This window comes from Enterococcus sp. 3G1_DIV0629, from assembly GCF_002141285.1.
Taxonomy (GTDB): domain Bacteria; phylum Bacillota; class Bacilli; order Lactobacillales; family Enterococcaceae; genus Enterococcus_B; species Enterococcus_B lactis.
In genome coordinates this window covers 358,392-380,337 of sequence record NZ_NGLI01000003.1, presented here as the reverse complement: position 1 = coordinate 380,337, position 21,946 = coordinate 358,392, and the positions used below count along the sequence as shown (strand labels likewise).

20 protein-coding genes, 1 tRNA gene and 1 other annotated feature are annotated in these 21,946 nt (G+C 37.1%); of the genes, 3 read left to right on the top strand and 18 right to left on the bottom strand.

Going from position 1 to position 21,946, the window contains the following annotated elements:
• Positions 1-9 precede the first annotated feature (9 nt).
• Together A5816_RS14140 and rplU are read right to left on the bottom strand one after the other, a co-directional pair.
• Positions 10-354, bottom strand: coding sequence for a ribosomal-processing cysteine protease Prp (locus A5816_RS14140; RefSeq protein WP_002289451.1), 345 nt, complete (start codon positions 352-354; stop codon positions 10-12).
• A gap of 27 nt (positions 355-381) precedes the next feature.
• Positions 382-690 (bottom strand): 50S ribosomal protein L21, encoded by a 309-nt coding sequence (rplU, locus tag A5816_RS14135; RefSeq protein WP_002289450.1) that lies wholly within the window; start codon positions 688-690, stop codon positions 382-384.
• Between the two features lie 19 nt (positions 691-709).
• Positions 710-786 (bottom strand) — a sequence feature (ribosomal protein L21 leader region).
• Between the two features lie 189 nt (positions 787-975).
• On the opposite strand from rplU, the gene A5816_RS14130 reads away from it, so the two are divergent.
• Positions 976-1,617, top strand: coding sequence for a uracil-DNA glycosylase (locus A5816_RS14130; RefSeq protein WP_002315417.1), 642 nt, complete (start codon positions 976-978; stop codon positions 1,615-1,617).
• 61 nt (positions 1,618-1,678) lie between these two features.
• Here the strand turns inward: A5816_RS14130 and A5816_RS14125 are convergent, their stop codons facing one another.
• The 5 genes from A5816_RS14125 to A5816_RS14105 form a co-directional block, all read right to left on the bottom strand.
• A complete protein-coding gene (locus A5816_RS14125; RefSeq protein ID WP_002372724.1) occupies positions 1,679-3,310 on the bottom strand; it encodes a SulP family inorganic anion transporter in 1,632 nt (543 codons plus the stop codon).
• A 120-nt stretch (positions 3,311-3,430) separates the two neighbouring features.
• On the bottom strand, positions 3,431-3,790 hold the full coding sequence (locus A5816_RS14120; RefSeq protein WP_002372726.1) for a DUF1304 domain-containing protein: 360 nt from the start codon (positions 3,788-3,790) through the stop codon (positions 3,431-3,433).
• Positions 3,791-3,947: 157 nt separating this feature from the next.
• A tRNA-Arg gene (locus A5816_RS14115) sits at positions 3,948-4,021 on the bottom strand.
• A 313-nt stretch (positions 4,022-4,334) separates the two neighbouring features.
• On the bottom strand, positions 4,335-5,018 hold the full coding sequence (locus A5816_RS14110) for an O-methyltransferase (protein ID WP_086311559.1): 684 nt from the start codon (positions 5,016-5,018) through the stop codon (positions 4,335-4,337).
• Positions 5,019-5,145: 127 nt separating this feature from the next.
• Complete coding sequence (locus A5816_RS14105) at positions 5,146-5,664, bottom strand: signal peptidase I (RefSeq protein WP_002292363.1); 519 nt, start codon at positions 5,662-5,664, stop codon at positions 5,146-5,148.
• A 211-nt stretch (positions 5,665-5,875) separates the two neighbouring features.
• Between A5816_RS14105 and A5816_RS14100 the strand changes: the two genes are divergently transcribed.
• A complete protein-coding gene (locus A5816_RS14100; protein WP_086311558.1) occupies positions 5,876-7,720 on the top strand; it encodes a hypothetical protein in 1,845 nt (614 codons plus the stop codon).
• A gap of 46 nt (positions 7,721-7,766) precedes the next feature.
• On the opposite strand, the gene A5816_RS14095 is transcribed toward A5816_RS14100, so the two are convergent.
• The 11 genes from A5816_RS14095 to A5816_RS14040 all read right to left on the bottom strand — a co-directional run bounded on the left by A5816_RS14095 (position 7,767) and on the right by A5816_RS14040 (position 19,245).
• Positions 7,767-8,771, bottom strand: coding sequence for a lipoate--protein ligase (locus tag A5816_RS14095; RefSeq protein ID WP_002372735.1), 1,005 nt, complete (start codon positions 8,769-8,771; stop codon positions 7,767-7,769).
• A gap of 10 nt (positions 8,772-8,781) precedes the next feature.
• Positions 8,782-9,522 carry an MBL fold metallo-hydrolase gene (locus tag A5816_RS14090; protein WP_025478302.1) on the bottom strand — a complete coding sequence of 247 codons (741 nt, stop codon included), beginning with the start codon at positions 9,520-9,522 and terminating at the stop codon, positions 8,782-8,784.
• A 69-nt stretch (positions 9,523-9,591) separates the two neighbouring features.
• Positions 9,592-10,395: a DUF975 family protein gene (locus A5816_RS14085; protein ID WP_002372737.1), complete on the bottom strand. Its 804-nt coding sequence runs from the start codon at positions 10,393-10,395 to the stop codon at positions 9,592-9,594.
• A complete protein-coding gene (locus A5816_RS14080; protein WP_002372738.1) occupies positions 10,395-11,477 on the bottom strand; it encodes a M42 family metallopeptidase in 1,083 nt (360 codons plus the stop codon). The genes A5816_RS14085 and A5816_RS14080 overlap by 1 nt, the downstream gene beginning before the upstream one ends.
• A gap of 141 nt (positions 11,478-11,618) precedes the next feature.
• A complete protein-coding gene (dltD, locus tag A5816_RS14075) occupies positions 11,619-12,884 on the bottom strand; it encodes a D-alanyl-lipoteichoic acid biosynthesis protein DltD (protein WP_002372739.1) in 1,266 nt (421 codons plus the stop codon).
• A 2-nt stretch (positions 12,885-12,886) separates the two neighbouring features.
• A complete protein-coding gene (dltC, locus tag A5816_RS14070) occupies positions 12,887-13,120 on the bottom strand; it encodes a D-alanine--poly(phosphoribitol) ligase subunit DltC (protein ID WP_002292356.1) in 234 nt (77 codons plus the stop codon).
• A gap of 44 nt (positions 13,121-13,164) precedes the next feature.
• Positions 13,165-14,370: a D-alanyl-lipoteichoic acid biosynthesis protein DltB gene (dltB, locus tag A5816_RS14065; RefSeq protein WP_002314225.1), complete on the bottom strand. Its 1,206-nt coding sequence runs from the start codon at positions 14,368-14,370 to the stop codon at positions 13,165-13,167.
• The gene (dltA, locus tag A5816_RS14060; RefSeq protein ID WP_002372741.1) at positions 14,367-15,881 is read right to left on the bottom strand and encodes a D-alanine--poly(phosphoribitol) ligase subunit DltA; all 1,515 of its coding nucleotides are present in this window, start codon (positions 15,879-15,881) and stop codon (positions 14,367-14,369) included. The genes dltB and dltA overlap by 4 nt, the downstream gene beginning before the upstream one ends.
• Before the next feature lie 10 nt (positions 15,882-15,891).
• Positions 15,892-16,041 carry a teichoic acid D-Ala incorporation-associated protein DltX gene (locus A5816_RS14055; protein ID WP_002292353.1) on the bottom strand — a complete coding sequence of 50 codons (150 nt, stop codon included), beginning with the start codon at positions 16,039-16,041 and terminating at the stop codon, positions 15,892-15,894.
• Positions 16,042-16,445: 404 nt separating this feature from the next.
• On the bottom strand, positions 16,446-18,488 hold the full coding sequence (locus tag A5816_RS14045) for an ABC transporter permease (RefSeq protein WP_086311557.1): 2,043 nt from the start codon (positions 18,486-18,488) through the stop codon (positions 16,446-16,448).
• Positions 18,478-19,245 (bottom strand): ABC transporter ATP-binding protein, encoded by a 768-nt coding sequence (locus tag A5816_RS14040; RefSeq protein WP_002310242.1) that lies wholly within the window; start codon positions 19,243-19,245, stop codon positions 18,478-18,480. The genes A5816_RS14045 and A5816_RS14040 overlap by 11 nt, the downstream gene beginning before the upstream one ends.
• Positions 19,246-19,564: 319 nt before the next feature.
• On the opposite strand from A5816_RS14040, the gene nrdD reads away from it, so the two are divergent.
• Complete coding sequence (gene nrdD, locus A5816_RS14030; protein ID WP_002292349.1) at positions 19,565-21,754, top strand: anaerobic ribonucleoside-triphosphate reductase; 2,190 nt, start codon at positions 19,565-19,567, stop codon at positions 21,752-21,754.
• The last annotated feature ends 192 nt before the right edge of the window (positions 21,755-21,946 follow it).

The following is a 21,946-nucleotide window of genomic DNA, read 5'->3' as shown; positions in this document are numbered from 1 at the left end:
CTGCACCTCCTATTTATCATTGATTGTTTTAATTTGGATATATTCTGAGTTTTCAGCTTCTATTGATTGTAAACCTAATAAAAGATTTTCTAATAGAATCTCAGCAATATTGTTTTGTTCTTGTGTCATTCCTGAAGTGACTTCGGTATAAAGATAACCGCCTTCTTCTTCATTCATTTCAACAATCGGTTCAAAACCGGCTAATGAGGCAATCCCGTTGACAGTGCTGATCGCTAACGCAGAAACACCTGCACAAACGATATCACTTCCATAAGGACCAGCATCAGCATGCCCGGTCAAAGTGAATGAAACGATCTGACCTGCGTCATTTCGCTTAAATGTTCCTTTGATCATATATAGGCCTTCTTTCTCAAACGCTGATTAAGCGTTGATCGCGTCGATAACCACTTTTGTATATGGTTGACGATGACCTTGTTTGCGGTGTGAATGTTTTTTAGGTTTGTATTTGAAAGTAACGACTTTCTTTTGTTTGCCGTGTTTTTCAACAGTACCTTCAACAGTTGCACCTGCAACAGTTGGAGCGCCTACTTTTGTAGATTCGCCACCTACTAAGATAACTTCGTCAAAAACAACTTTTTCTCCTGCTTCAACGTCAAGTTTTTCAACATAGATTGCTTGTCCAACTTCAACTTTTACTTGTTTACCACCAGTTTTAATAATTGCGTACATGCTATAAAGCACCTCCTTCTGATATACTTAGACTCGCCATCCGAAGTGACAGCATCTGCTGTGCTTATTACTTGTTCTGAGCGGTTGTAGCTGTGGAGTCCACAATTACAACAGTACTAGCTTACCAGAATAGCCGCTGTTCGTCAACTAAATTTAAAGTCAAAAAATGAAATAAAGATTTAAACAATCGTGCTCCTGCTTTTCTTTCCTCTTCGTTTCTGCCAAATAAAATAGTCGCATTGCGTTTCTTTTCTTCTTATAATAAAAGAAAAAGGAGGAGCACAAATGGAATATCCAACAGAATTGATACAAGAGGCTTCTTTAAGGATGAACGGCCGTCCTGTAGAAGGGTTTGTCGCTGGGCAAGGACCTCTTCATCCTAAATTAATGCTTGTAGGAGAAGCCCCAGGGAAAACAGAGATTGATACACACATCCCTTTTAGCGGACAAGCTGGAAAAGAATTGATGCAGGCACTTTCTTCCACTGGTTTAACACGAGAAGAGGTTTATATCACCAGTGCTGTACGGAGTCGCCCGTATCGCGTGACTCATCGGATCAATAAACGGACACAACAGACAGAAACTGTTTATCCAAATCGTACACCTACTCGATCCGAAGTATTTGCACACGCACCGATACTGGATTACGAACTGATGGAAGTCCAGCCAAAATTAATTGCGACACTTGGAAATATTGGCCTGCAACGATTACTTGGTAAAGAATATACAGTTACCAAAAACCATGGTCAACTCTATACAGGTCCCGTCTTACAGCTAACAGAACAAAAAGATGCCTACGAATGGTCAGAAAAAAACTACCGTATCCTTCCACTTTTTCATCCAGCAGCTATTTTCTACAATCGTTCCCTTGTACCTGTTATCCATCAAGATTGGCAAGTACTAGCTTCACTTTTACAACAAGATTAAAAAGAACAGACAAGACGGTGAAATTTTTAGTTTCCAGTCTTGTCTGTTCTTTTTCAGTGTTTTAATGGCTCATTGCCGTATATTTCGCATGCAATGCTGTCAACGCATGAGCAACTGTTTGATGTTGATGTGTGGATGTATATTCCCATAAGTGAGAAAGCTGTTTTTCTACTTCTGGCTGCAAGGAAGTATAAATAATCGTTTGTCCTCTCTGTTCTGCTTTTTCTTGAAATTCATCAAAAACTGCACGTGCCGTCAAATCAATACTTGGTACCCCACGCATGGAGAAGATGACACCGTCGTGATGGTTTAGTTCTTCCAATTTATTTTTTAGTTTCTCTGAAGACATGAAAAACAGCGGACCGCTAATGTACACTACTGTCCAATTATTCAGCTTTTCCGTTTCTGGCAGCCCCATTCTTTGCCAATCGATTGTTTCTAATGAAATCGTGATAGCCGCACTTTTTACAACAAAAAATACACAACCGCCGATAATCCCAATTACAATAGCAATACTTAAATCAAAGATGACTGTACAAATCATTGTAAGAACAAACAATAGAATAGCTGACCAATATTTATGAACAAATAGCTCCTTAATCGTTCTCCATTCATTCATACGCCAAGCCGTCACGATCAAAACGCCTGCAAGTGCCGGCATCGGAATCTGTGACATCACTGGCGCAAAAACAAGCATGGAGAGCAACAAGACAACTGCATGTATCATGCCAGCTAATCTGGTTTGTGCGCCAGATTTGATGGCCACACTTGTACGAGCAATGGCTGCAGTAGCAGGAATCCCGCCAAAAAAAGGAAGCAATAGATTTCCAACCCCTTGTGCCACTAATTCTTGGTTACTGTCTAATGATTTATTTGCCATTCGACCAGCAGAAGCACCACATAATAAGCTCTCAATCATCCCTAACAGAGCAATGCTAATAGCCGGAACTGCTACTTGTTGCAAGGCAGAAAAGCTAAAATCTCCCAAGCCCAAGCGATTACTGCTGATCAATGTTTGTGGGATGTTACCAACAGTGGCTACTGGTAAATGACACAGTAGCGTAACTACTGTTGCTAAAATGATGGCCAACAGCGAACTAGGCATTCGTTTCGCCCATTTTTTCGGATAGATGAACATCCCTAAAATGACTAGTCCTCCCATAATCAAAGATGCTATGTTTATTGGAAAACCTAGTGTTTGATAACTACTTAGCTTTTCAATAACATTTGTACCTTCCGAATGAACACCAAACAAATTATCAATCTGACCTAATGCAATAATAATAGCAATACCTGAAGTAAATCCTGTGATTACTGGTGCTGGGATAAAAGAAGTTAGTGTTCCTAATCGGAAAAGTCCTGCTGCAAGTAAAAATAGACCTGCCAAAAAAGTAGCAAGCAACACACCTTGCATTCCCTTTGTTGCCGCAATGGACATTAGAATAGCTGCCATTGCGCCTGTCGGACCTGATATTTGATAAAAACCGCCTGATAAACCGCCAATAACGATACCGGCAATGATAGCCGTAATCAAACCTGCGGACGCATCGGCTCCGCTTGATACCCCAAAAGCCAAGGCTAAAGGCAATGCTACAGCAGCTACTGTGATTCCAGCCAAAAGATCTTTCTGAAATCTTGAAAGATCATAACCTGAAAATTCTTTTTTTAGTGATAAAACATAATTTTTGAACACCTATCTAACTCCTTTTCATGAAATTTTCTAAAATACCATTCATTAGAATAGCATATTTCATGAGATAAAGTAATATTTTTCACAAAGTTTCCTGTCCAATAGATCCTTGTTTTTCTACATTTAGAAGAAAATAGAAAGCAAGGCCAACAGAGCTAACCCACCTTGTTTTAGTAAAATCCATCGATCGCTAGTCAGACTTCCATACAATGCAACAATAAAAATTGATACCAACAGCATACTTGTAATTTCTTTAGGTGCGGAAGAAAGGTAAGCTCCGTAAAGTAGTCCAACCCCTAATAGTCCATTGTATACTCCTTGATTCTTAAATAATGTTTGAACAGATTTTCTGCTTAATTCTTCTTTATTCATTTTAAAAACTCTGCTTGTCGTGTCAGAATCAGTTCTTACTGTTTCGATGTACATGATATAAAAAAATTCGATGGCCACTAGAGTGACTAAAATTTTTGATAATATTGACATATTTGCTCCCTCTTTCTGATGGATTTTATTTTTTACTTCCTATAATTGTACTAGATAAAGATGTTTTTTTTATTTTATTTGCCTTTGAAAACAAACAATATTGGCACAAAAAACAAAGAAAAACCGTTAGAAACTGAGGTTTCTAACGGTTTTTTAGCGTCACAGGAGGGATTCGAACCCCCGACCGTCCGCTTAGAAGGCGGATGCTCTATCCAGCTGAGCTACTATGACAGGAATCAGCGGAACATCAATAATTATAGATAATTAAATTGCTTCTGTCAATACGAAATAGTTATTTAATTAGCAAATAGTCAATTATTTTAATTCAACTACCAAATCACTCCTTTGAAAAGAAACATTCACTTCCATCTATTCTAAGGTTATCAGTCGAAAACAGGAGTTGCATTGTCTTCATGCTTACTCCTGTTTATTTCAATCTATTCACTATTTTCTTCAGTTGTTTTACAAATACAGTCTCTTCCACATCAAATTTAGATGGATTCCTTGATTTAATCAATCACTTACTGATTGTCATAATCATGTATCACCAATCGATTTTTTCTGCTTCTTTTGTCATTAAGATGACGCCATCGCCTAATGGCAAGATGGTCGATGTCAAATCAGGATGGTTCATCACGACACGAAGGAATTCATTTAATTTACGATGGATAGCTCGTTTGCCACGGGGAATCTCTTCATCAGGGAGCAAGATCGTCCCACCTTGGAAGATATCATCCACCATCAAAACGCCACCTTTTCGTAACAAACGCAAACATTCAGGTAAAAATTCAATATATTTTGATTTTGCACTATCCATAAAAATAAAGTCATATGGACCAGACAACTCAGGCAAAATATCTGCGGCTTGCCCTTCAAGCAAGGTTACTTTATCTGTCAATCCTAGACGTTCATAGTTTTTTTTCGCTTTCTCAATCATGACATCGAAACGATCAATGGTCGTAACATGAGCATTTTCTCCGATTGTTGTCGCCATGACACTTGATGAAAAACCGATAGCTGCACCGATCTCTAAGATTCGTTCAGGCTGAATCTGTCCAAGTAAAAATTTCAAAAATACAACTGTTTCGTGGGGAATAACCGGTACTTCTGCTACATGAGCTTCTTCTTCCAATTTGCCTAGCTCACCCGGTAATTTTTTTTGCTGGGTACGCATAAAGTCCAATAGTTCTTCTTTGACTACAGGACGATGCATCATTTCATTGCGCATACTACTCCTCCTCTTTACACATTATACGAACAACTAGCTAAATCTACAAGCTGTATGAGTGTTTTCCGTATCACTCGTTCAGAAGAGTAATTGTATCTCTTGAATATATTTGTCTTTTTCAATATTCTCACAAAAATTTCTGTGTTCGTCTCCGCTTCTTCTTCAACTCTACAAAAGTATTCCAAGCTGTGATTCCTGTTAAGCAAAAAGCAATCGTAAAGAATAATCCCTGGATCCATGCAAATGCTGTTTTGGAAAGGACCAGACCAATATATGGAATCTGGAAGATTGGACTACCGATAATATTTCTCTTTTTTACTACTCCAGGCTCGATATAAGTCCGTGTGTCAGCTTTTGTATAAAAGTCGTTGTAGTTGTTTTCAATGGCTATTACGCGACGTGTCGAGATTTTTTTCCCTGAATTTTCATAATATGTAATAATATCTCCGACTAAAATCTCATCTGTATTTTTTGGTCGTACATATATCAGATTTCCTTGTGCATAATATGGGTTCATTTCTCTATCCTCAATAATATAAGGAGTCAATCCAAAAATTCGGGGAACCAAGACGACGAGAAGAATAAGTATTAAAAATATAATCAGCGTTACAGAACTAACAAAAGTTATTTTTTTGTAATCAGGCATCGTTTTCAACTCCTTTCTTTCTTCAATCCTTCTTAATCATATAATAACGATAAATTTTTTTCAAATTATAACTGTAAAAACACATTTTTATGACAACGACGTTTTTTTGATTCTATTTCCTCATCTTTATCTCATTTTTTATTATAAATAATTGACGTTAGTTAAAAAAACGTTTACCCTAAAATTACAAGTTTTAGAAAGGAATACCTTTATGGCTTTTTTTAATAACATATATAATAAAAAAGAATCTTTCTATATGCGCATAAAATGGAGCATAATAATTATATTATCATTGTTATTTTTAGCAGGAATTGCTTATTTCTTCTATTTTATCTTCTCTCCTGCTGATAGTAATCAAATGAAAGAAATAAAAGATTCATGGGTTTTCTATTCAAAAGATGATCCTGATTTTAAGTTTGACAGTAAGTACACTCGTATGATTCCTACCGTAGACAAAGACGAAACATTTATCATGGAAACGACACTTGAGAAACCGTTGAACGAAGCAAATTTACTAATCAAAGGAAATCATCAATGGATTACTGTGTATCTAAACGGAAACATTTTATACCAACGGGAAGATTACGACGCAGAAAGCAACCCTGGACTATCACTGGCTGTGATAGATTTACCATCAGATTACATCGGAAAAACATTGATGATCTCTGTCTCATCTCCTTATCAAAACTACGCTGGATTGCCGCCGAAAGTCTATATAGGTACAACTGGTCCGTTAATCGGTTTTATCTATTCTCAATCAGTACCGCAAGTATTAACGATGATCATTGCAGTTTTCATTGCTATTGGGACGTTTATCTATACTATCTACTTGATGTACAAACAAAAACGGCTTGAATACTCGCTGATTATCTTAAGCTGCTTTGCTTTGGCATTAGGATTTGAAGCTGTTTCAGAAGATATTTTAAGTGGCATTCTTTTTGAACCATTCGTTCACTCTTTTTTATCTCATTTATTTATTATCCTAACCTCGGCTTTCATTATCTGCTATTATTGGAGCCGGATGATTTATTATAAAAAATGGTATGGGATTTTTTGTATAATCCAGCTTTCGATCTTTTCTGGTGTTCTGCTTTATGCAACTTTTACTTCTGCAGAACTTCCTGAATTGATGCCAATTGCTAATATAGCTAGTGTTATCAGTACTCTAGTCACTTCGCTTACCTGCATTGGTGAAGCCTATAAGAACAATCGTTTTTATGTAGTTTGTACACCTTGGATCGTCTTGGTTGCCATTATCCACTGCTTGATTTATATCCAAACAGCACTAGGGATTTATCAAACGACGATCAATTGGTCTACGATTTTATTCATTATTATTTTGATTGTTATTATCAGTTACAATCTGATTGACCACATTATGAACACAGATAAAGACCGAAGACAAGTAGATTTCTTAAAAATCAAAAACGATTTGTTGGAACAGCATTATGAGCAACTTCGACAGCATATCCAAGAAGTAAATACGCTTCGTTTAGAATTTGTTCAGGAAATGGAAAATCTGCAAGACTTAATGCATACGGATCAAGTAAAAGCAAAAAAATATGTGGAAACAATCTTGGAAGAAGCAAAAAATTTTGAAATGCTGTGTTCTTTTTGCAATCATCAGATGACAAATCTGATTTTCGCGCGCTATCAACAGTTAGCTGCTAAACGGAATATCCAGATCACCTTCCAAGCAGATCTTCCTGAGGAGCTTCCTATCAAAGATGATGATCTAGCCCAGCTTTTGATTCATGCCCTAGAACATTCCTTTAGAGAAACTCATGCCATCGAAAATCCGCTGTATCGAAAAATTCATTTGTCGATACACGAACAAGAGGATCATTTCGTCATTTGTTGCGAACATAGTGCACATTATGATACGAATATATTCAGTCGAGGTATCACAGAAGAATTAGATGATCAGGAACGCTTTGATTTGATGATGATGAAAGATGTGGCAGATCGTTACACTGGAACACTAACGCAGGAAAAAGATACATTGATTGATCGGATCACTGTTCAGCTTTCCCGAAATTACTCGAATTCTATATAAAAAAGCAGTGGGATCCAATACATAAGGATTCCGCTGCTTTTTGTTTTTAATAAAGTAAGGTAAGCAATTCTTCTGGTTCTATCGCACCAAAATATTTTTTCACATCAATTTGGTCAACTATTTTTGATAGAGATTCTTTATCATATTTCTGTCCCACCAATTTTTTTTCGACATCAGAGATATCTCCTAGTCCGAAGAAATCACCAAATATTTTTGCTTCTTTAATCATTCCTTCTGATACATTCAAGTGGACTTCGATCGAACCGATAGAGAAACGTTTTTGACGAGAGAAATTGAAATCTGGGGACTTTCCGTAATTCCAATCCCAATTTCGGTAATATTCTTCAGAGATTCGATTGATTTTCTTCCAATCTTCGTCGGTCAATTCGTACGTTTTTACTTCCTCTACTGATTCTACTCCAAAAATTTTCAACAAGATTTCTTGACGAAATTCTTCCGTTGTCATTTTTTGTTTTTCTTCGGGAAGAAACGGTTTGATATTCGTCACACGAGAACGGATCGATTTGATTCCTTTTGATTCGATTTTGTCTTTTTTTACTTTTAATGCATTGACTACTTCATTGATATCAGAGTCGAACATGATCGTTCCATGAGCAAACATTCGGCCGTTGGTAGCATACATCGCATTACCGGAAAATTTCATACCATCAATGACTAAATCATTTCGGCCTTTCAACTCAGCCCCGGCAACACCCAATTCATGAAGTGCTTGGATGATTGGTTGTGTTACTTTCGCAAAATCACGGAAGGAATCACCATCATCAGGCATAATAAAACTAAAGTTCAAGTTCCCAAAATCATGGTAGACAGCTCCGCCTCCACTTAGACGGCGGACCACATGAATACCATGTTCTTCCACATAGTCTCGATTGATTTCTTCAATCGTGTTCTGATTCCTACCGATGATGATTGAAGGTTCATTGATATAAAAGAGCAAAATGGGTTCATCTAATGGCATTTCTTGCAACAAATATTGTTCAATTGCTAAATTGATTCTTGGGTCGTGGTTTTCATTTGGTACAAAAATCATGTTCTTCCTCCTAAATGTCAAACACTTTGTCAACTGCAGCAAGTTCTACATCTATCCCTTTACCTGCTGCTTTTTGCGCTTCATTTTTCAATTGTTCTAAGTCGCCAAACTGAGGTAGATGGGTAAGTACAAGTTTCTTTGCGTTAGCTGATTTCGCCAGTTCTCCAGCTTCTTTTGAAGTGAAATGTGCATGATGCTGTTCATTTCCTTCAAATAGATAGGTATCTGCTAGAAACAAATCAGCCTCTTTCGCAAAATCAGCGAAACTTTCCAAATAACCTGAATCTCCTGTAAATACGAATACTTTCCCCGTTGCTTCTTCTACGATTCGCATGGCGTAACATACTACTGGATGGATTGTTTCCATAAAAGTAATCAGAAAAGGACCAATTTTTAATTCTTCGGCTTCAAAATAAGGATGTCCTTTTGAGACATTCGCCATCGTCAATTCTTCAAAGTGGACAGAATCTTTTGTGTGCCCGTAAATTGAAAGCAATGTCTCCGGATCTCTTTTGGGATGAAGTTGCCAGTAATACTGTAATACACCAAGGTCAGCAATATGATCATGATGATAATGGCTAAGGATCACAGCATCCAAATCAAGTGGATCAAGATGTTCTTGTAATTTGATCAGCGTAGCACTACCTGCATCAATCAACAAGTTGAAACCGTCAGATTGAAGTAAATAACCTGTTGTCCCTTGATTTTTATAAGGATACGCCCCTAAGCAGCCTAAAACAGTTAATTTCATCATACATTCCCCCTCAAAGATTTATCCTACCACAAAAGTTATTTTTCTAATGAATAAACTGCTTACAGATTAAGCAAAATAGGCTTCTGGACCACCTTTTTCAATCCGTGCTTGTTCATAAAATTCTGCAACTGATACATTCACATAAACGATGACCCACAAAAGACCGATGAATAAAGCGATTGCCCCTAACAAATACCAGCCGATAAAAGATAGTTGCAACAAAATATACGTACCGATTCTATCTTTCAATAAGAACCAGCCATATTTTAAGCATTGTACAACCGACAAATCAGGATAGTCGAACTTCGTCCATGCAGCAAATTGGAACAATCCGCCAACGATGCTCATGATAAGTGCTGAAACAAAAATCATCCCTACCATTGATAAAACAAAGCTGATATCAAGAAAATCTCCTGGCATGACATCCGTAGGTACCGTACTTGAACTGAAAAGCAACTGCGTATAAGCACTCACTCCACTGATTAAAAACATGGGCAGAAAGATCAAACTGTTGAGCAACCAGTTGATGATTGAATTAATCAAATTGATGACAAGTATCGAACCAAAATATTTTTTTTGGAAAACTGAAAATAGAAGATTGCTTTTTGGTCTGCCACCTCGTACAACTACTAACGCAATATAAAACAATGCATAGTTGAATGCGAATAAAAGCAAATTATCGACTAGAAAACTCAATAGGTTTTGCTGCAAGCTTTCTTCCGTAAAAGGACTGAAACCGTCAAAAAAATTCTGTATGACGCTCGTGAACAATATGGATAAGAAAACAAGCCAAACATTGATTCCCCATTGATTCTCCAAAGAAGCTCGCGCTTTTTTTCGATATTCAGAAATAGGCATTTTATTATTCATTATTCATAACTCCGGATTTTTTCAACTGTTTCACTATCAAGTCGTTTCACTAACTCAGTAACTAGCTTCACTGTATTCAAATAATCATCTTCATGGATCACTGATGTGTGGGAATGCAAATAACGAACAGGAACAGTAATGGCTACAGAAGGAACGCCGTCTCTTGTCAAATGCATTTGTCCTGCATCCGTTCCACCGCCAGAAATCACTGTATATTGGAATGGGATAGCCATTTCCTCTGCTACATCGATAACGAAATTCAATAATTTTTTGTGCGGAATCATCGATGCATCAAAAATCAAAATCTGTGGACCTTTTCCTAAAATCGAATCTGCTTCTTTTGGTGTCATTCCTGGAGTATCACCTGCTGTACCAGTATCTAAAGCAAAAGCAATATCCGGATTTACAAGGTGCGTGCTTGTTCGAGCGCCTCGCAAGCCCACTTCTTCTTGCACATCGCTTCCTGCAAATAAAACATTTGGATGTGCTTCTTTAGATAGATTCTCCAATACTCGCAAAGAAACAGCTGTCCCTATCCGATTATCCCATGCTTTTGCCAGTAAATATTTACTGCCGTTCATTCGTTTGTATTCAATATATGGGGTGACCATATCTCCCGGACGTATGCCCCACTCTTTGGCTTCTTCTTGGTTTGATGCGCCGATATCAATAAACATATCTTTGATTTCATATGGTTTATTTCGTACCTGAGGTGTTAAAACATGCGGTGGTTTTGAACCAATTACCCCGTGAATGATTTTTCCTTCTCGTGTTTTGATTTCCACTTGCTGAGCAAGCATCACCTGTCCCCACCAGCCTCCAAGTGTTTGGAATTCCAAGAAGCCTTTTTCGGTTATTTTTGTTACCATAAAACCAACTTCGTCCATATGACCAGAAATAAAGACTTTTGGTCCTCCGCCAGCGCCATGCTTAGCAATCACACTGCCTAATCCGTCATAAAAAATATCATCAGCGAATGGTTTAGCATATTCTCTGAATACTTCTCTTACCTCTTCTTCATTCCCAGGTACTCCTTTTGCAGAAGTCAAATCAATTAATAGCTGTTCTTCTTTTGTATCCAAATGTTTTCCCCCATTTCTATATTCATATTGTGATTATACCATTGCTTTTGTTTTTTGTTCAGGCAAACTTGGTATTTTTACTGTTTTTTTCAGAATATTCTAAAATAAATAAAACAGGCAGATATTCTCCACCTGTTTTATTTATTTTAATCGTAGTTTATCTGGTACTTGCTGTTGCCAATCTTTGCTGAAAAAAGCATCATCGAGATGGTACCTACTAGGAAGCTGGTTTTCTTCTAAAAACGGTCTAATCTGTTGATCTGCGGCTAGCCAGCCTTTCCACCCTAAATGGATCGTATCTTCCATAAAATAATTGGTACCAGCTTGATTGACAAAATCAGCTATTCGATTGAATCCTTGGCTATTTAATTGAAATTTGATTTTTTTGGCAAATCCTTGTAGCATTTCTTGAGATAGTCCGGTATAATCGCTCCATTTCTCGTTAACCGGTGGAATGATAAACAACACTTCATTATGATTTTTTGCTAATTGATCCAAGATTAGCTGAAAATCAGAAAATTCTGGTGAAAAACGATAATCCCAATTTTTTTGTGACTGTTTGAGTTCTGGCTCGTGGGATCGGATACGATGTGTATAAAAATCGTTTTTCAAACCAAATGGATTATTTGTCGTTTCTTGTTTTCCAATCTTATCTGCCAAAATGGATAATTCTGTTTCTTGATAGTGGTCTGGTAATCGTTTTGATTCATGATCGATTTTTTGCTGACGATCTTTCAAACCGATATCACTGAATATCTCATCCTCACGCTTCAACATGTTCCATTGGCTGTGCAACTGATCCAAAGATTCAGGTAAAGGTAACTTTCCTTCTTTAATCGTTTGTAGAATTCCTGTCAGCGTATCGTTCTCTTTTACTTTTGAAAAAGTTAATAGTCTTCTAGCTAAATAGCGATCAGCTGACGTAACTTTTTTCAATGAGAACAACCAATCATAGGTCTGAAGTTCAGAATAGTAAGTGTTGAAATAATCTGTTTTTACACCATCTTTTACAAACCATTGAGGAGAGATGATAAACACCACTTTTTTGTTTTTCAAATCATCCCCTGCAGATCGCATCATCATATATTGACTTAATGATTGTGTTCCCGGCGCTCCTAGCAAGAAAGGACGATAACCTCTATCATATTTTTCAGCCAAAACAGACGGATGAAATGGACTGATCCTGCTTAATTCACTCGACCCAAAAAAGGGGATATATTGTTTTTCAGACAAAGCTTTGTTTTTTATTGCATCGCCCTTTAGTACATTTGCTGACATAGATGAAGACGCTCGCTTGATTACTTCCGGGTTATCAATATTTACTCGATAGGAAGAAGTGAAGAATAGGGCAAGCAGACCAAAAGCGAGAACAACAGGTCCAAAAATAGCAAAGAGTTTCTTTTTCATACTCAACCCTTCAATGCAGTTGCTTGTTGAATGATTTTATTCGGTGTGCGCCAATCCTCTCGCTCGAATTCAGAGACTGGGACTTGGATATCCAACTCTCCGTCTAGCTCGACTAATAATTGCACAGATGCTAAAGAATCAAGCAAACCTTCATCAAATAAATCAATATCACGATTTTTTCTTACTTCATCTGTTCCTGTTATTTCTTCTAAGATTGATAAAATTTGTTCTTCCATTTTCCTTTTCTCCTTTGTTATATAAATTAATATGTCTCTATTCGTTAGCTAAAAAAAAGTTTATCTAAAAATCCTGAAAAAATCAGGAAGCTGAAACATACCGCTTGAAATGTCAAAAATACGGCTACGCCATGCGTAAATTTGTTAGAAGGCAACTGATCTTTATGCTTCTTCTTAAATCGGATCCATGCATCTGTCAGACAGATCAGACAAGCATGATACAGACCGTATACGATGTAGTACCACGTCAATCCATGCCAGACACCCATTAGAAGAAATAAAGCGAAATACCCGATATTTGACATCACGATCTTGCTTTTAAAAATTTTTTTCTTCATCATGAAGAACATCAACCGCATATACACGTAATCGCGGAACCAAAAAGACAAGGTCATATGCCATCGATTCCAGAATTCTTTGATATTCCATGATAAAAATGGTTTATTGAAATTGATTGGCGTCTGATACCCCATCATGTAGCTTGTACCGACTGCAAACAAACTGTAACCTGCAAAATCAAAAAATAAATACATGCTATACACGTACATGTAACCCACTAACGCCCATGAAATCCCACCATGCTGCAATGCAATGCGCCCTACTACAGGGAGCAGTACTTGACCAAAATAATAACCGATAATGAACTTATATAAAAAACCGACAAAAATATTTTGGACGCCTTTTCCCAAGAGATCAACATATTTATCACGAACAGGTGGATGGAGCTGATCCTTTTCAAATCTCCTATAACGATCGATGGGTCCAGAAGATATTGTCGGGAAAAACAGCAGAAACTGGATATAACGAAATGGATTATATACTTTGATCATGCCATCTCTTATTTCCATGATCATTTGCACAGACTTAAAGGTTAAATAAGAGATTCCTAAAAAACCAAGTAGCGATGCTTTTCCATGTTCAAAAAAAGGAGTCACTTTCGTTAAAAACAGTGGAATTATTGCTAAAATAACGGCGGCGTAAAACCATCCTGTTTGATTTTTCCTTTGCCGGTGAACAAAATAGCCCCATACAAGGATTGTCTGCCAAAAAACATACCCAATCAGCGCCGCTCCCTGTTCCCAATAAGTACCTCCAAAGCTGACAAATAAAAAGAAAAGTGTCACCACTGATTGATAAATTGGTAATCTTTTTTTCCATATTAGTAAAGATAGAACGATTGGTATAAGCGCAATGGCTAAAAGAAAAAAATAAAACGGCTCTGCGTAAGGGATCATATGAGGAAACATCATTCAGGATTCACCTCAGCTGTTAATTTTTTTCGATCAATTTTTCCATTTACTGTCTGAGGCAGCAGATCGACATAATGGAACTTCTGAGGAATCATATACTCCATCACAACTTGCAGTAATTGTTCTTTGATCGATTTGGTCAGTTGAAAATCCGGTTGTTTCGTTGTGTTTTCTAATACGATGAAAGCAACAAGCTGCTGCACTTTTGTTCCTTGATATTTTGGTACGACAACGGCTTGTTTGATCCGGGAGTCTTGGAGTAGATAATGTTCGATATCCCCTAACTCGATCCGGTAACCATGCAATTTGACTTGCTGATCCATACGGCCTTCATAAAATAAAAGCCCATCTTCATCCAACCTTCCTGCATCCCCTGTATGGTAACTTGCTAAGTCATTTTGACAAAAGAACGCAGCTGCTGTTTTTTCTGGATTGTTCAGGTAACCTTTTGATACGCTTGGTCCTGCAATAATGATTTCACCAGTTTCTCCTTTTGGAACAAGTTTGTCTTCTTGGACAATAGAAACTTTGGTGTCTTTTTTTACATAGCCAATCGGTAGTCGGTCATATTTATCTAGTACGTGCTGATCAATCTGAATACTTGAAATAGCCACAGTTGCTTCTGTTGGACCGTAAGTATTATATATCCGTGCATTTGGGAATCGATCAAGTAGCGTTTCTGCAGTTTTTTTTGTCAATTCTTCTCCGCAAAATAAAAACATGTCCAATTCTGGCACATTTTCTCCATTGAAGGTAGGCTCCATCAAGCAAATATCCATAAAAGATGGAGTAGAAACCCAAATATTCAACTTCAAGTTAGGCAATGTCGCGAATAATTGACGAAAATCTTGAATAACTGCTTTATTTAACGGCTTCAGCATTCCACCAGAAACTAATGCAGGATAAATAGAAAATACCGATAAATCAAAAGAAAATGGCGCTTGGGCTAAGAAATGCATACCAGGCTTGATCCCAAAGTCTTTCATCGTCCATTGAACAAAGCTGACTAGATTATCATGACTGATTTGTACGCCTTTTGGTTCCCCAGTAGTACCAGAAGTAAATATAATATAAAAATTTTCTGTACCTTTTACGCTGTTTCTGGGATAAAATTCTACTGGTATCTTCTCGATTTCTTGAAATTCTTCTTTTGTTACGACAGGAACAGAAGGAATATCTTCTATCCAATTCCCAATACTGATGACCATAGATGGTTTAGCCACCCGAAAGATCGATAGGATACGTTCTTTGGGTGTATGTTCTTCAATTGGCAAATAGGCATGACCAGATTTGACAATTCCTAGAAATGCGACAATCATCTCAAATTCTAAATTACCAAAAACGACGATTGGTCCATCTCCTTCTACCTTTTCTTCTAAATAATAAGCAAGTGCGTCTGATGCTTGTTTCAATTCTCCAAAAGTATGCATCTCATCCGCCTGATAAGCAATTCGATCAGGTTCGCTTATTCCCCAATCATCGACTGCTTCAATAATCGTTTTGATTTCCATACTCTTCCTCCTAAAATTCGTTATAGATAAATGTTCCTCCTTGAATATTTTTATAGTGATACAGGTAGATCAGGAACAGCAGTACCGCACTATAAAAAATTGTTCGAATGATGAATTTTCCCCAATAATTCAATTTTGGATTAGACCACCATTTGTTCATTGGATTCCCTCCTCATATAACCTCACACAAAGTGTAACGAATTTTGACAAAAAGAAACATGTGTCTAGCTTACAGAAACCGTTTTTTTACTAACAGTTTTGTCACATAGCTTTTATAAAAATAGCACATCAAAACACTGCTTTTTTCTTTATAATTTCTAGTAATTTTCAAAAATATAAAAAATAAAGAGGTTGTGACAAAAACGTGTCACAATCTCTTATTCCAAATAAACGGTGTTTAAAAGCTTGCATCTGCGGTAATAAGTCCAGCCAAATCAAAAACATGGGAAACTATTTTCGCTTGGCTGTTTTTTATTACTTGATGCAGGACAGCTTTTTCACAACCTCTTCTTTAAACGGTGTTTAAAATTTAGTACTTTTTATTATCTTGTCTTATTCCGCCTGTCATTCCTCGATAATCCGACAATATAACTGACTCGTAATGACATAAAGCAAAAGATAGATAAGGATCAATAAGCCACTGACAAGATAAGCCAACCAATAATCGGCAGTTTTGATATACTGAGTGAAAACATTGATTGCAAATACTGCATGAGTGATTCCTAATATCATGGGTGGAAAAAAGGTAAGTGCGTTTTGCTCGAAAATCATCCTTCTAATTCTTCTTTGTGGTATCCCCAGTTTAGTTAATAGGTGATAATTTTCTTTTTCTTCCTCTGCTTCTGCTAATTGTCGAACGGTCAGAATACTGCCAGTAGCAATAATGACGATCATTCCGACAAACAGTGTGACAAAAATATTGATACCAATCCGCCGGTTGACTGCACGCAATTTTGAATAGCTGGAAGAGAAGTTCAACCGAGAACCTTCTTGACTAAATTGCGCTTCCTTCATTTTGTCATCTGGCAGTTTCTTTGTACTAATTTCTCCTTGCAGACGCCCATTTACGATATCATAAGAATAATAAATAGCATTGAGCCACTTTATCGACATTTCACTGCTCAGTCGTTCATCTATCTTTTCATTATTTCCACCTGACACATCCACATTGACCACTTGATAATCTACACCTTTTGCTTTTTCAAAAACGTTATCATCCACGACTAGTACAGGACTTAGATATACCATCGTTTCATCACCTAATACACTTGGAAGCATTTGTTGAATCTTCAACTCTTGATTATCTGGCAATCCAATACTAGAACCATATAATGAAATATTCCGGAAAAGAGTTTGCATTTGATCAAGCAAAACAGTATGGTTAGGAGATTTCAAAGAAACGTTTGGCAAATCCGGATTAACTTTTCTGAAGGCTTGATATTCTGTTTCTGAGATCAGATTAGCAGTTTGAAACATAGGTTCTTCGAGATCTGGTCTGTAGATACTACCTATGACTTTATAATGCAAGGTGATTTCTTTAGTTATCTTCTGTCCTTCCTCTGCCAGAATAGGCTTGATTTTTTTCCCTGTCTCGACATCAAACTGATAGTCCATCGGGGAGGATACTTTCTCCTGATACGATAAAATAGTAGAAATACTAGCCGTACCGCCAATCGTCATTAAAGAAATTCCAAGAATGACTGTAATTAGAGAATTCGTACGCCAGCTTTTGAGCAGGTGCACTTGTGTATTACCTATTATTAAAAAATTGATCCCATAGTAATAGAGCTTCCATTTACTCAATATGATCAAAAAGAGCCGAAATGTATAGCAGAAAAACAAATAAGTACCAATCACACAAATGAAAAAGATCAGAAAAGGCAAAAAGAGAATGAATGTCTCAAGGTAATGATGACTGATCATCCATGAAGTGATTTCTCTAAAATGACTAGCCCCAAAATATCCGCTCGTTAAAAGCAATAACCCAATGACAGCGAATAATCGATGCCTTGTTCTGAAACGCATCGTTGAACTATCTGCTTGTTCTTTTTCTCCAAAACTTCGAATCATCGGGTAGCGCCAGATTTTCCATATCGAATACACAGATACTGCTAAAAGGATGATGAAAAAAGCAAATAAAGTATCTGCGACTGATGGAATGGAGATAAAAAACGGACTATTAAGATCCATATCCATCATTCGAACCAAAATCATGGAAAAGAGTTTGGAGAAAATAATGCCGAGCAATATCCCAAAAATACAGGCAAATAACCCAATTATCATGATTTCCAACACATATATACCTGAAATTTGTAGTTTGTTCATACCAAAAAGTTGATAGATACCTATTTCTTTTTGTCTTCTATTCAAAAAAAATCGGTTGGCACTGAATACGAAAAAAAGTAAAACGACAGTAATGATCAGTCCGCCAAAACTCAATCCGCCATCTATCGAAGTATCTGGACTTGCTCTTCTAACTAAAGATTGATCATAGGTCATTGCGCTGAATGAATAATAAATCATCACGGATAAAGTCAAACTGAAAAAATAAACAAGATACCCTCGGGACTGCCGAAAAAAGCTTTTGACGGCTAGTTTATACAGCATTCATTTTTCCTCCTCCACCAATCGTTGCCTGCATGTCGATTACTTTTTCAAAGAATTCTCTTCTTGTCCCTCTTCTCACAACTTCTGAAAAAATCACGCCGTCTTTAATAAATAAAATTCTGTCACAGTAGCTCGCTGTATATGGGTCATGGGTGACTAACAAGATCGTCGCTTTTTCTTTTTGATTCATAGTCTGTAAATAATTCAACAATTCTGTGGCCGACTTTGAATCTAGAGATCCAGTTGGTTCATCTGCAAAGATTACTTGTGGCTGAACAACAAGGGCTCTAGCGGCTGCAATTCGTTGTCGCTGACCGACAGAAAGCTCATCTGGATATCGTTTTAGCAGTTCTTCTATATTCAACAATTGAGCTACGTGTCTTACTCTCTTTTCCATCTCTTCCTTAGTCATCCGTTCAACTGCTAGGGGCAATAGGATATTGTCTTTTGCATTTAAAGTATCGATCAAATTGAATTCTTGAAAAATGAATCCTAGTTTTTTTCGGCGAAAGTCACTGAGCTCACTATTTTTCATTTTTGTGATTTCTTTTCCTTGAATCAAGACACTACCCATCGTAGGCAAATTAATCGTGGATAAAATATTCATCAACGTCGTCTTACCTGCACCACTTGGACCCATGATTCCAACAAATTCGCCTTCTTCTACTGTGAATGAGATATTATCTAAAGCTTTGACGGGAGAAAGTTTGCTACCGTAGCTTTTACTGAGATGTTTCACTTCGATCATCTTTTCCAATTCTTCTTCTCCTCTTTCATTTCTGTTTATTTGCATAGTAGCATATCTACGAACAATTTGCTCTTATGTTTTTGTCACTTTTTCTTAGCCCAAATAAAAAAATTTTATTCAATTATTTTATTCAGCTAAATTAAATATGCAAAAAATAAATCCATCAACTACAAGTTTTCACTTTTTTTCACAATAAAATATACACTACATATAGTATAGAAATCCAATTATACAGCGGATTGAATACTATATATAGCCGATAATTAGTTGCTCCTTCCTAAATTTTGTTTTATGATAGACAAGAACAATTTAGCAGGAGTTGAAGATAATGAAAGTAAATTATGAAGAGAAAACAGTCGTTACTCAGCAACCAGAGGCACACCAGATGAAAGTTATCAAACGAGATGGCCGCCATGTTGATTTCGATGAACAAAAGATTAACGAAGCACTAATCAAAGCTGAAAAGAAAATTCACGGCTCATTATCCCCACTTACTTACGAAAAAATCCAAATGATTGCAGACTTGGTTGTCCAAGAAATCAAAAGCCGGTTTGCTGAAAATGTCAAGATCTATGAGATTCAAAACATCGTGGAACATATCTTATTAGAAAAAAACGAATATGAATTAGCAGAAGAGTATATCAATTACCGTACAAAACGGGATTTTGCTCGTAGTAAAGCGACAGATATCAACTTTTCGATTGAAAAACTAATCAACAAAGACCAGACTGTCGTGAATGAAAATGCCAATAAAGACAGTAATGTTTTCAATACACAGCGTGATCTAACAGCCGGCATCGTCGGAAAATCAATCGGACTGAAAATGTTGCCGCCACATATAGCAAATGCGCATCAAAAAGGTGATATCCATTATCATGATTTGGATTATCATCCTTACACACCGATGACAAATTGCTGCTTGATTGATTTCAAAGGTATGCTGAACAACGGTTTCAAAATTGGGAATGCGGAAGTGGAATCACCTAAATCTATCCAGACAGCGACAGCACAAATCTCACAGATCATTGCTAATGTTGCGTCAAGTCAATATGGTGGCTGTTCTGCCGACCGAACAGATGAATTGCTGGCTCCTTTTGCAGAATTGAACTATAAAAAACATCTAAAAGACGCGGAAGAATGGATCGATTCGCCAGAACGCCAAAAAGAATATGCAAAAGCAAAAACCAAAAAAGATATCTTCGATGCTATGCAAAGTTTGGAATATGAAATCAATACCTTATTTACTTCAAATGGGCAAACCCCTTTCACTTCATTAGGGTTTGGTTTGGGGGAAAACTGGTTTGAAAGAGAAATCCAAAAAGCGATTTTACAGATCCGAATCAATGGATTAGGGAGTGAAAAGCGAACAGCTATCTTCCCTAAACTGATCTTCACTTTGAAAAAAGGTGTAAACTTAAACCCTGAAGATCCTAATTACGACATCAAACAACTAGCATTGGAATGTGCAACGAAACGAATGTATCCTGATATTCTAAATTACGACAAAATCGTCGAATTAACTGGAAGTTTCAAAGTACCTATGGGCTGTCGTTCATTCTTGCAAGGATGGAAAGACGAAAATGGTCAAGAAGTAAATGTCGGACGAATGAATTTAGGTGTGGTTACATTGAATTTACCAAGAATCGCGATCGAATCAAAAGGAGATCAGAACAAATTCTGGCAGTTACTGTCTGACCGTTTGGAAATCATGAAAGATGCGCTTCTCTATCGTGTAGAACGTTGTAAAGAAGCCATTCCAGCAAATGCGCCAATCTTATATATGTATGGTGCTTTCGGAAAACGTCTTTCACGTACCGATTCTGTCAATGAATTATTCAAAAACCGTCGAGCTACTGTATCATTAGGCTACATTGGATTATATGAAGTTGCTTCAGCTTTCTTCGGTGGCGAATGGGAAACAAACCCAGAGGCAAAAGCTTTCACACTTGACATCGTCAAAGAATTAAAAGCCAATGCGGATGCATGGGGTGATGAATACGGTTATCATTTCAGCGTCTATTCAACACCAAGTGAAAGTCTGACTGATCGTTTCTGTCGTTTAGATACAGAAAAATTTGGTATCATCGAAAACATCACAGATAAAGAATATTATACAAACAGTTTCCACTATGATGTGCGTAAAAACCCAACGCCATTTGAAAAATTGGAATTTGAGAAGGATTATCCAAAATATTGTTCAGGTGGATTCATCCACTACTGTGAATACCCTATGCTCCAACAAAATCCGAAAGCTTTAGAAGCTGTATGGGATTTTGCATATGATAAAATCGGGTATCTTGGTACGAATACGCCAATTGACCATTGCTACCAATGTGGTTTTGAAGGTGATTTCAAACCAACAGAACGAGGCTTCGAATGTCCAGAATGTGGAAATCATGACCCAAAAACATGTGATGTAGTCAAACGTACTTGTGGCTATTTAGGAAATCCACAAGCTCGTCCGATGGTACATGGTCGCCACAAAGAAATTTCCTCACGTGTGAAACACATGAAATGAGGTTGTGAAATCAGCGTCCTGACCTGAGTATTAGAGAAACAAAATGGAAAAATTGCTCCTCATATTTTACCGTTTTTTTGAGCTAATACCGAAGGTCAGCTGATTGAACACCGTTTAGTGGAGAGGTTGTGAAAAAGCTGTCCTGCATCAAGTAATAAGAACAGCTAAACAAAAATAGCTCCTCATATTTTT

Bases quoted from the DNA above. Each gene is read 5' to 3' on its own strand.
- A5816_RS14140 (WP_002289451.1), bottom strand. From the start codon at position 354: ATGATCAAAGGAACATTTAAGCGAAATGACGCAGGTCAGATCGTTTCA.
- rplU (WP_002289450.1), bottom strand. From the start codon at position 690: ATGTACGCAATTATTAAAACTGGTGGTAAACAAGTAAAAGTTGAAGTT.
- A5816_RS14130 (WP_002315417.1), top strand. From the start codon at position 976: ATGGAATATCCAACAGAATTGATACAAGAGGCTTCTTTAAGGATGAAC.
- A5816_RS14120 (WP_002372726.1), bottom strand. From the start codon at position 3,790: ATGTCAATATTATCAAAAATTTTAGTCACTCTAGTGGCCATCGAATTT.
- A5816_RS14110 (WP_086311559.1), bottom strand. From the start codon at position 5,018: ATGCGCAATGAAATGATGCATCGTCCTGTAGTCAAAGAAGAACTATTG.
- A5816_RS14105 (WP_002292363.1), bottom strand. From the start codon at position 5,664: ATGCCTGATTACAAAAAAATAACTTTTGTTAGTTCTGTAACGCTGATT.
- A5816_RS14100 (WP_086311558.1), top strand. From the start codon at position 5,876: ATGGCTTTTTTTAATAACATATATAATAAAAAAGAATCTTTCTATATG.
- A5816_RS14095 (WP_002372735.1), bottom strand. From the start codon at position 8,771: ATGATTTTTGTACCAAATGAAAACCACGACCCAAGAATCAATTTAGCA.
- A5816_RS14090 (WP_025478302.1), bottom strand. From the start codon at position 9,522: ATGAAATTAACTGTTTTAGGCTGCTTAGGGGCGTATCCTTATAAAAAT.
- A5816_RS14085 (WP_002372737.1), bottom strand. From the start codon at position 10,395: ATGAATAATAAAATGCCTATTTCTGAATATCGAAAAAAAGCGCGAGCT.
- dltD (WP_002372739.1), bottom strand. From the start codon at position 12,884: ATGAAAAAGAAACTCTTTGCTATTTTTGGACCTGTTGTTCTCGCTTTT.
- dltC (WP_002292356.1), bottom strand. From the start codon at position 13,120: ATGGAAGAACAAATTTTATCAATCTTAGAAGAAATAACAGGAACAGAT.
- dltB (WP_002314225.1), bottom strand. From the start codon at position 14,370: ATGATGTTTCCTCATATGATCCCTTACGCAGAGCCGTTTTATTTTTTT.
- dltA (WP_002372741.1), bottom strand. From the start codon at position 15,881: ATGGAAATCAAAACGATTATTGAAGCAGTCGATGATTGGGGAATAAGC.
- A5816_RS14055 (WP_002292353.1), bottom strand. From the start codon at position 16,041: ATGAACAAATGGTGGTCTAATCCAAAATTGAATTATTGGGGAAAATTC.
- A5816_RS14045 (WP_086311557.1), bottom strand. From the start codon at position 18,488: ATGCTGTATAAACTAGCCGTCAAAAGCTTTTTTCGGCAGTCCCGAGGG.
- nrdD (WP_002292349.1), top strand. From the start codon at position 19,565: ATGAAAGTAAATTATGAAGAGAAAACAGTCGTTACTCAGCAACCAGAG.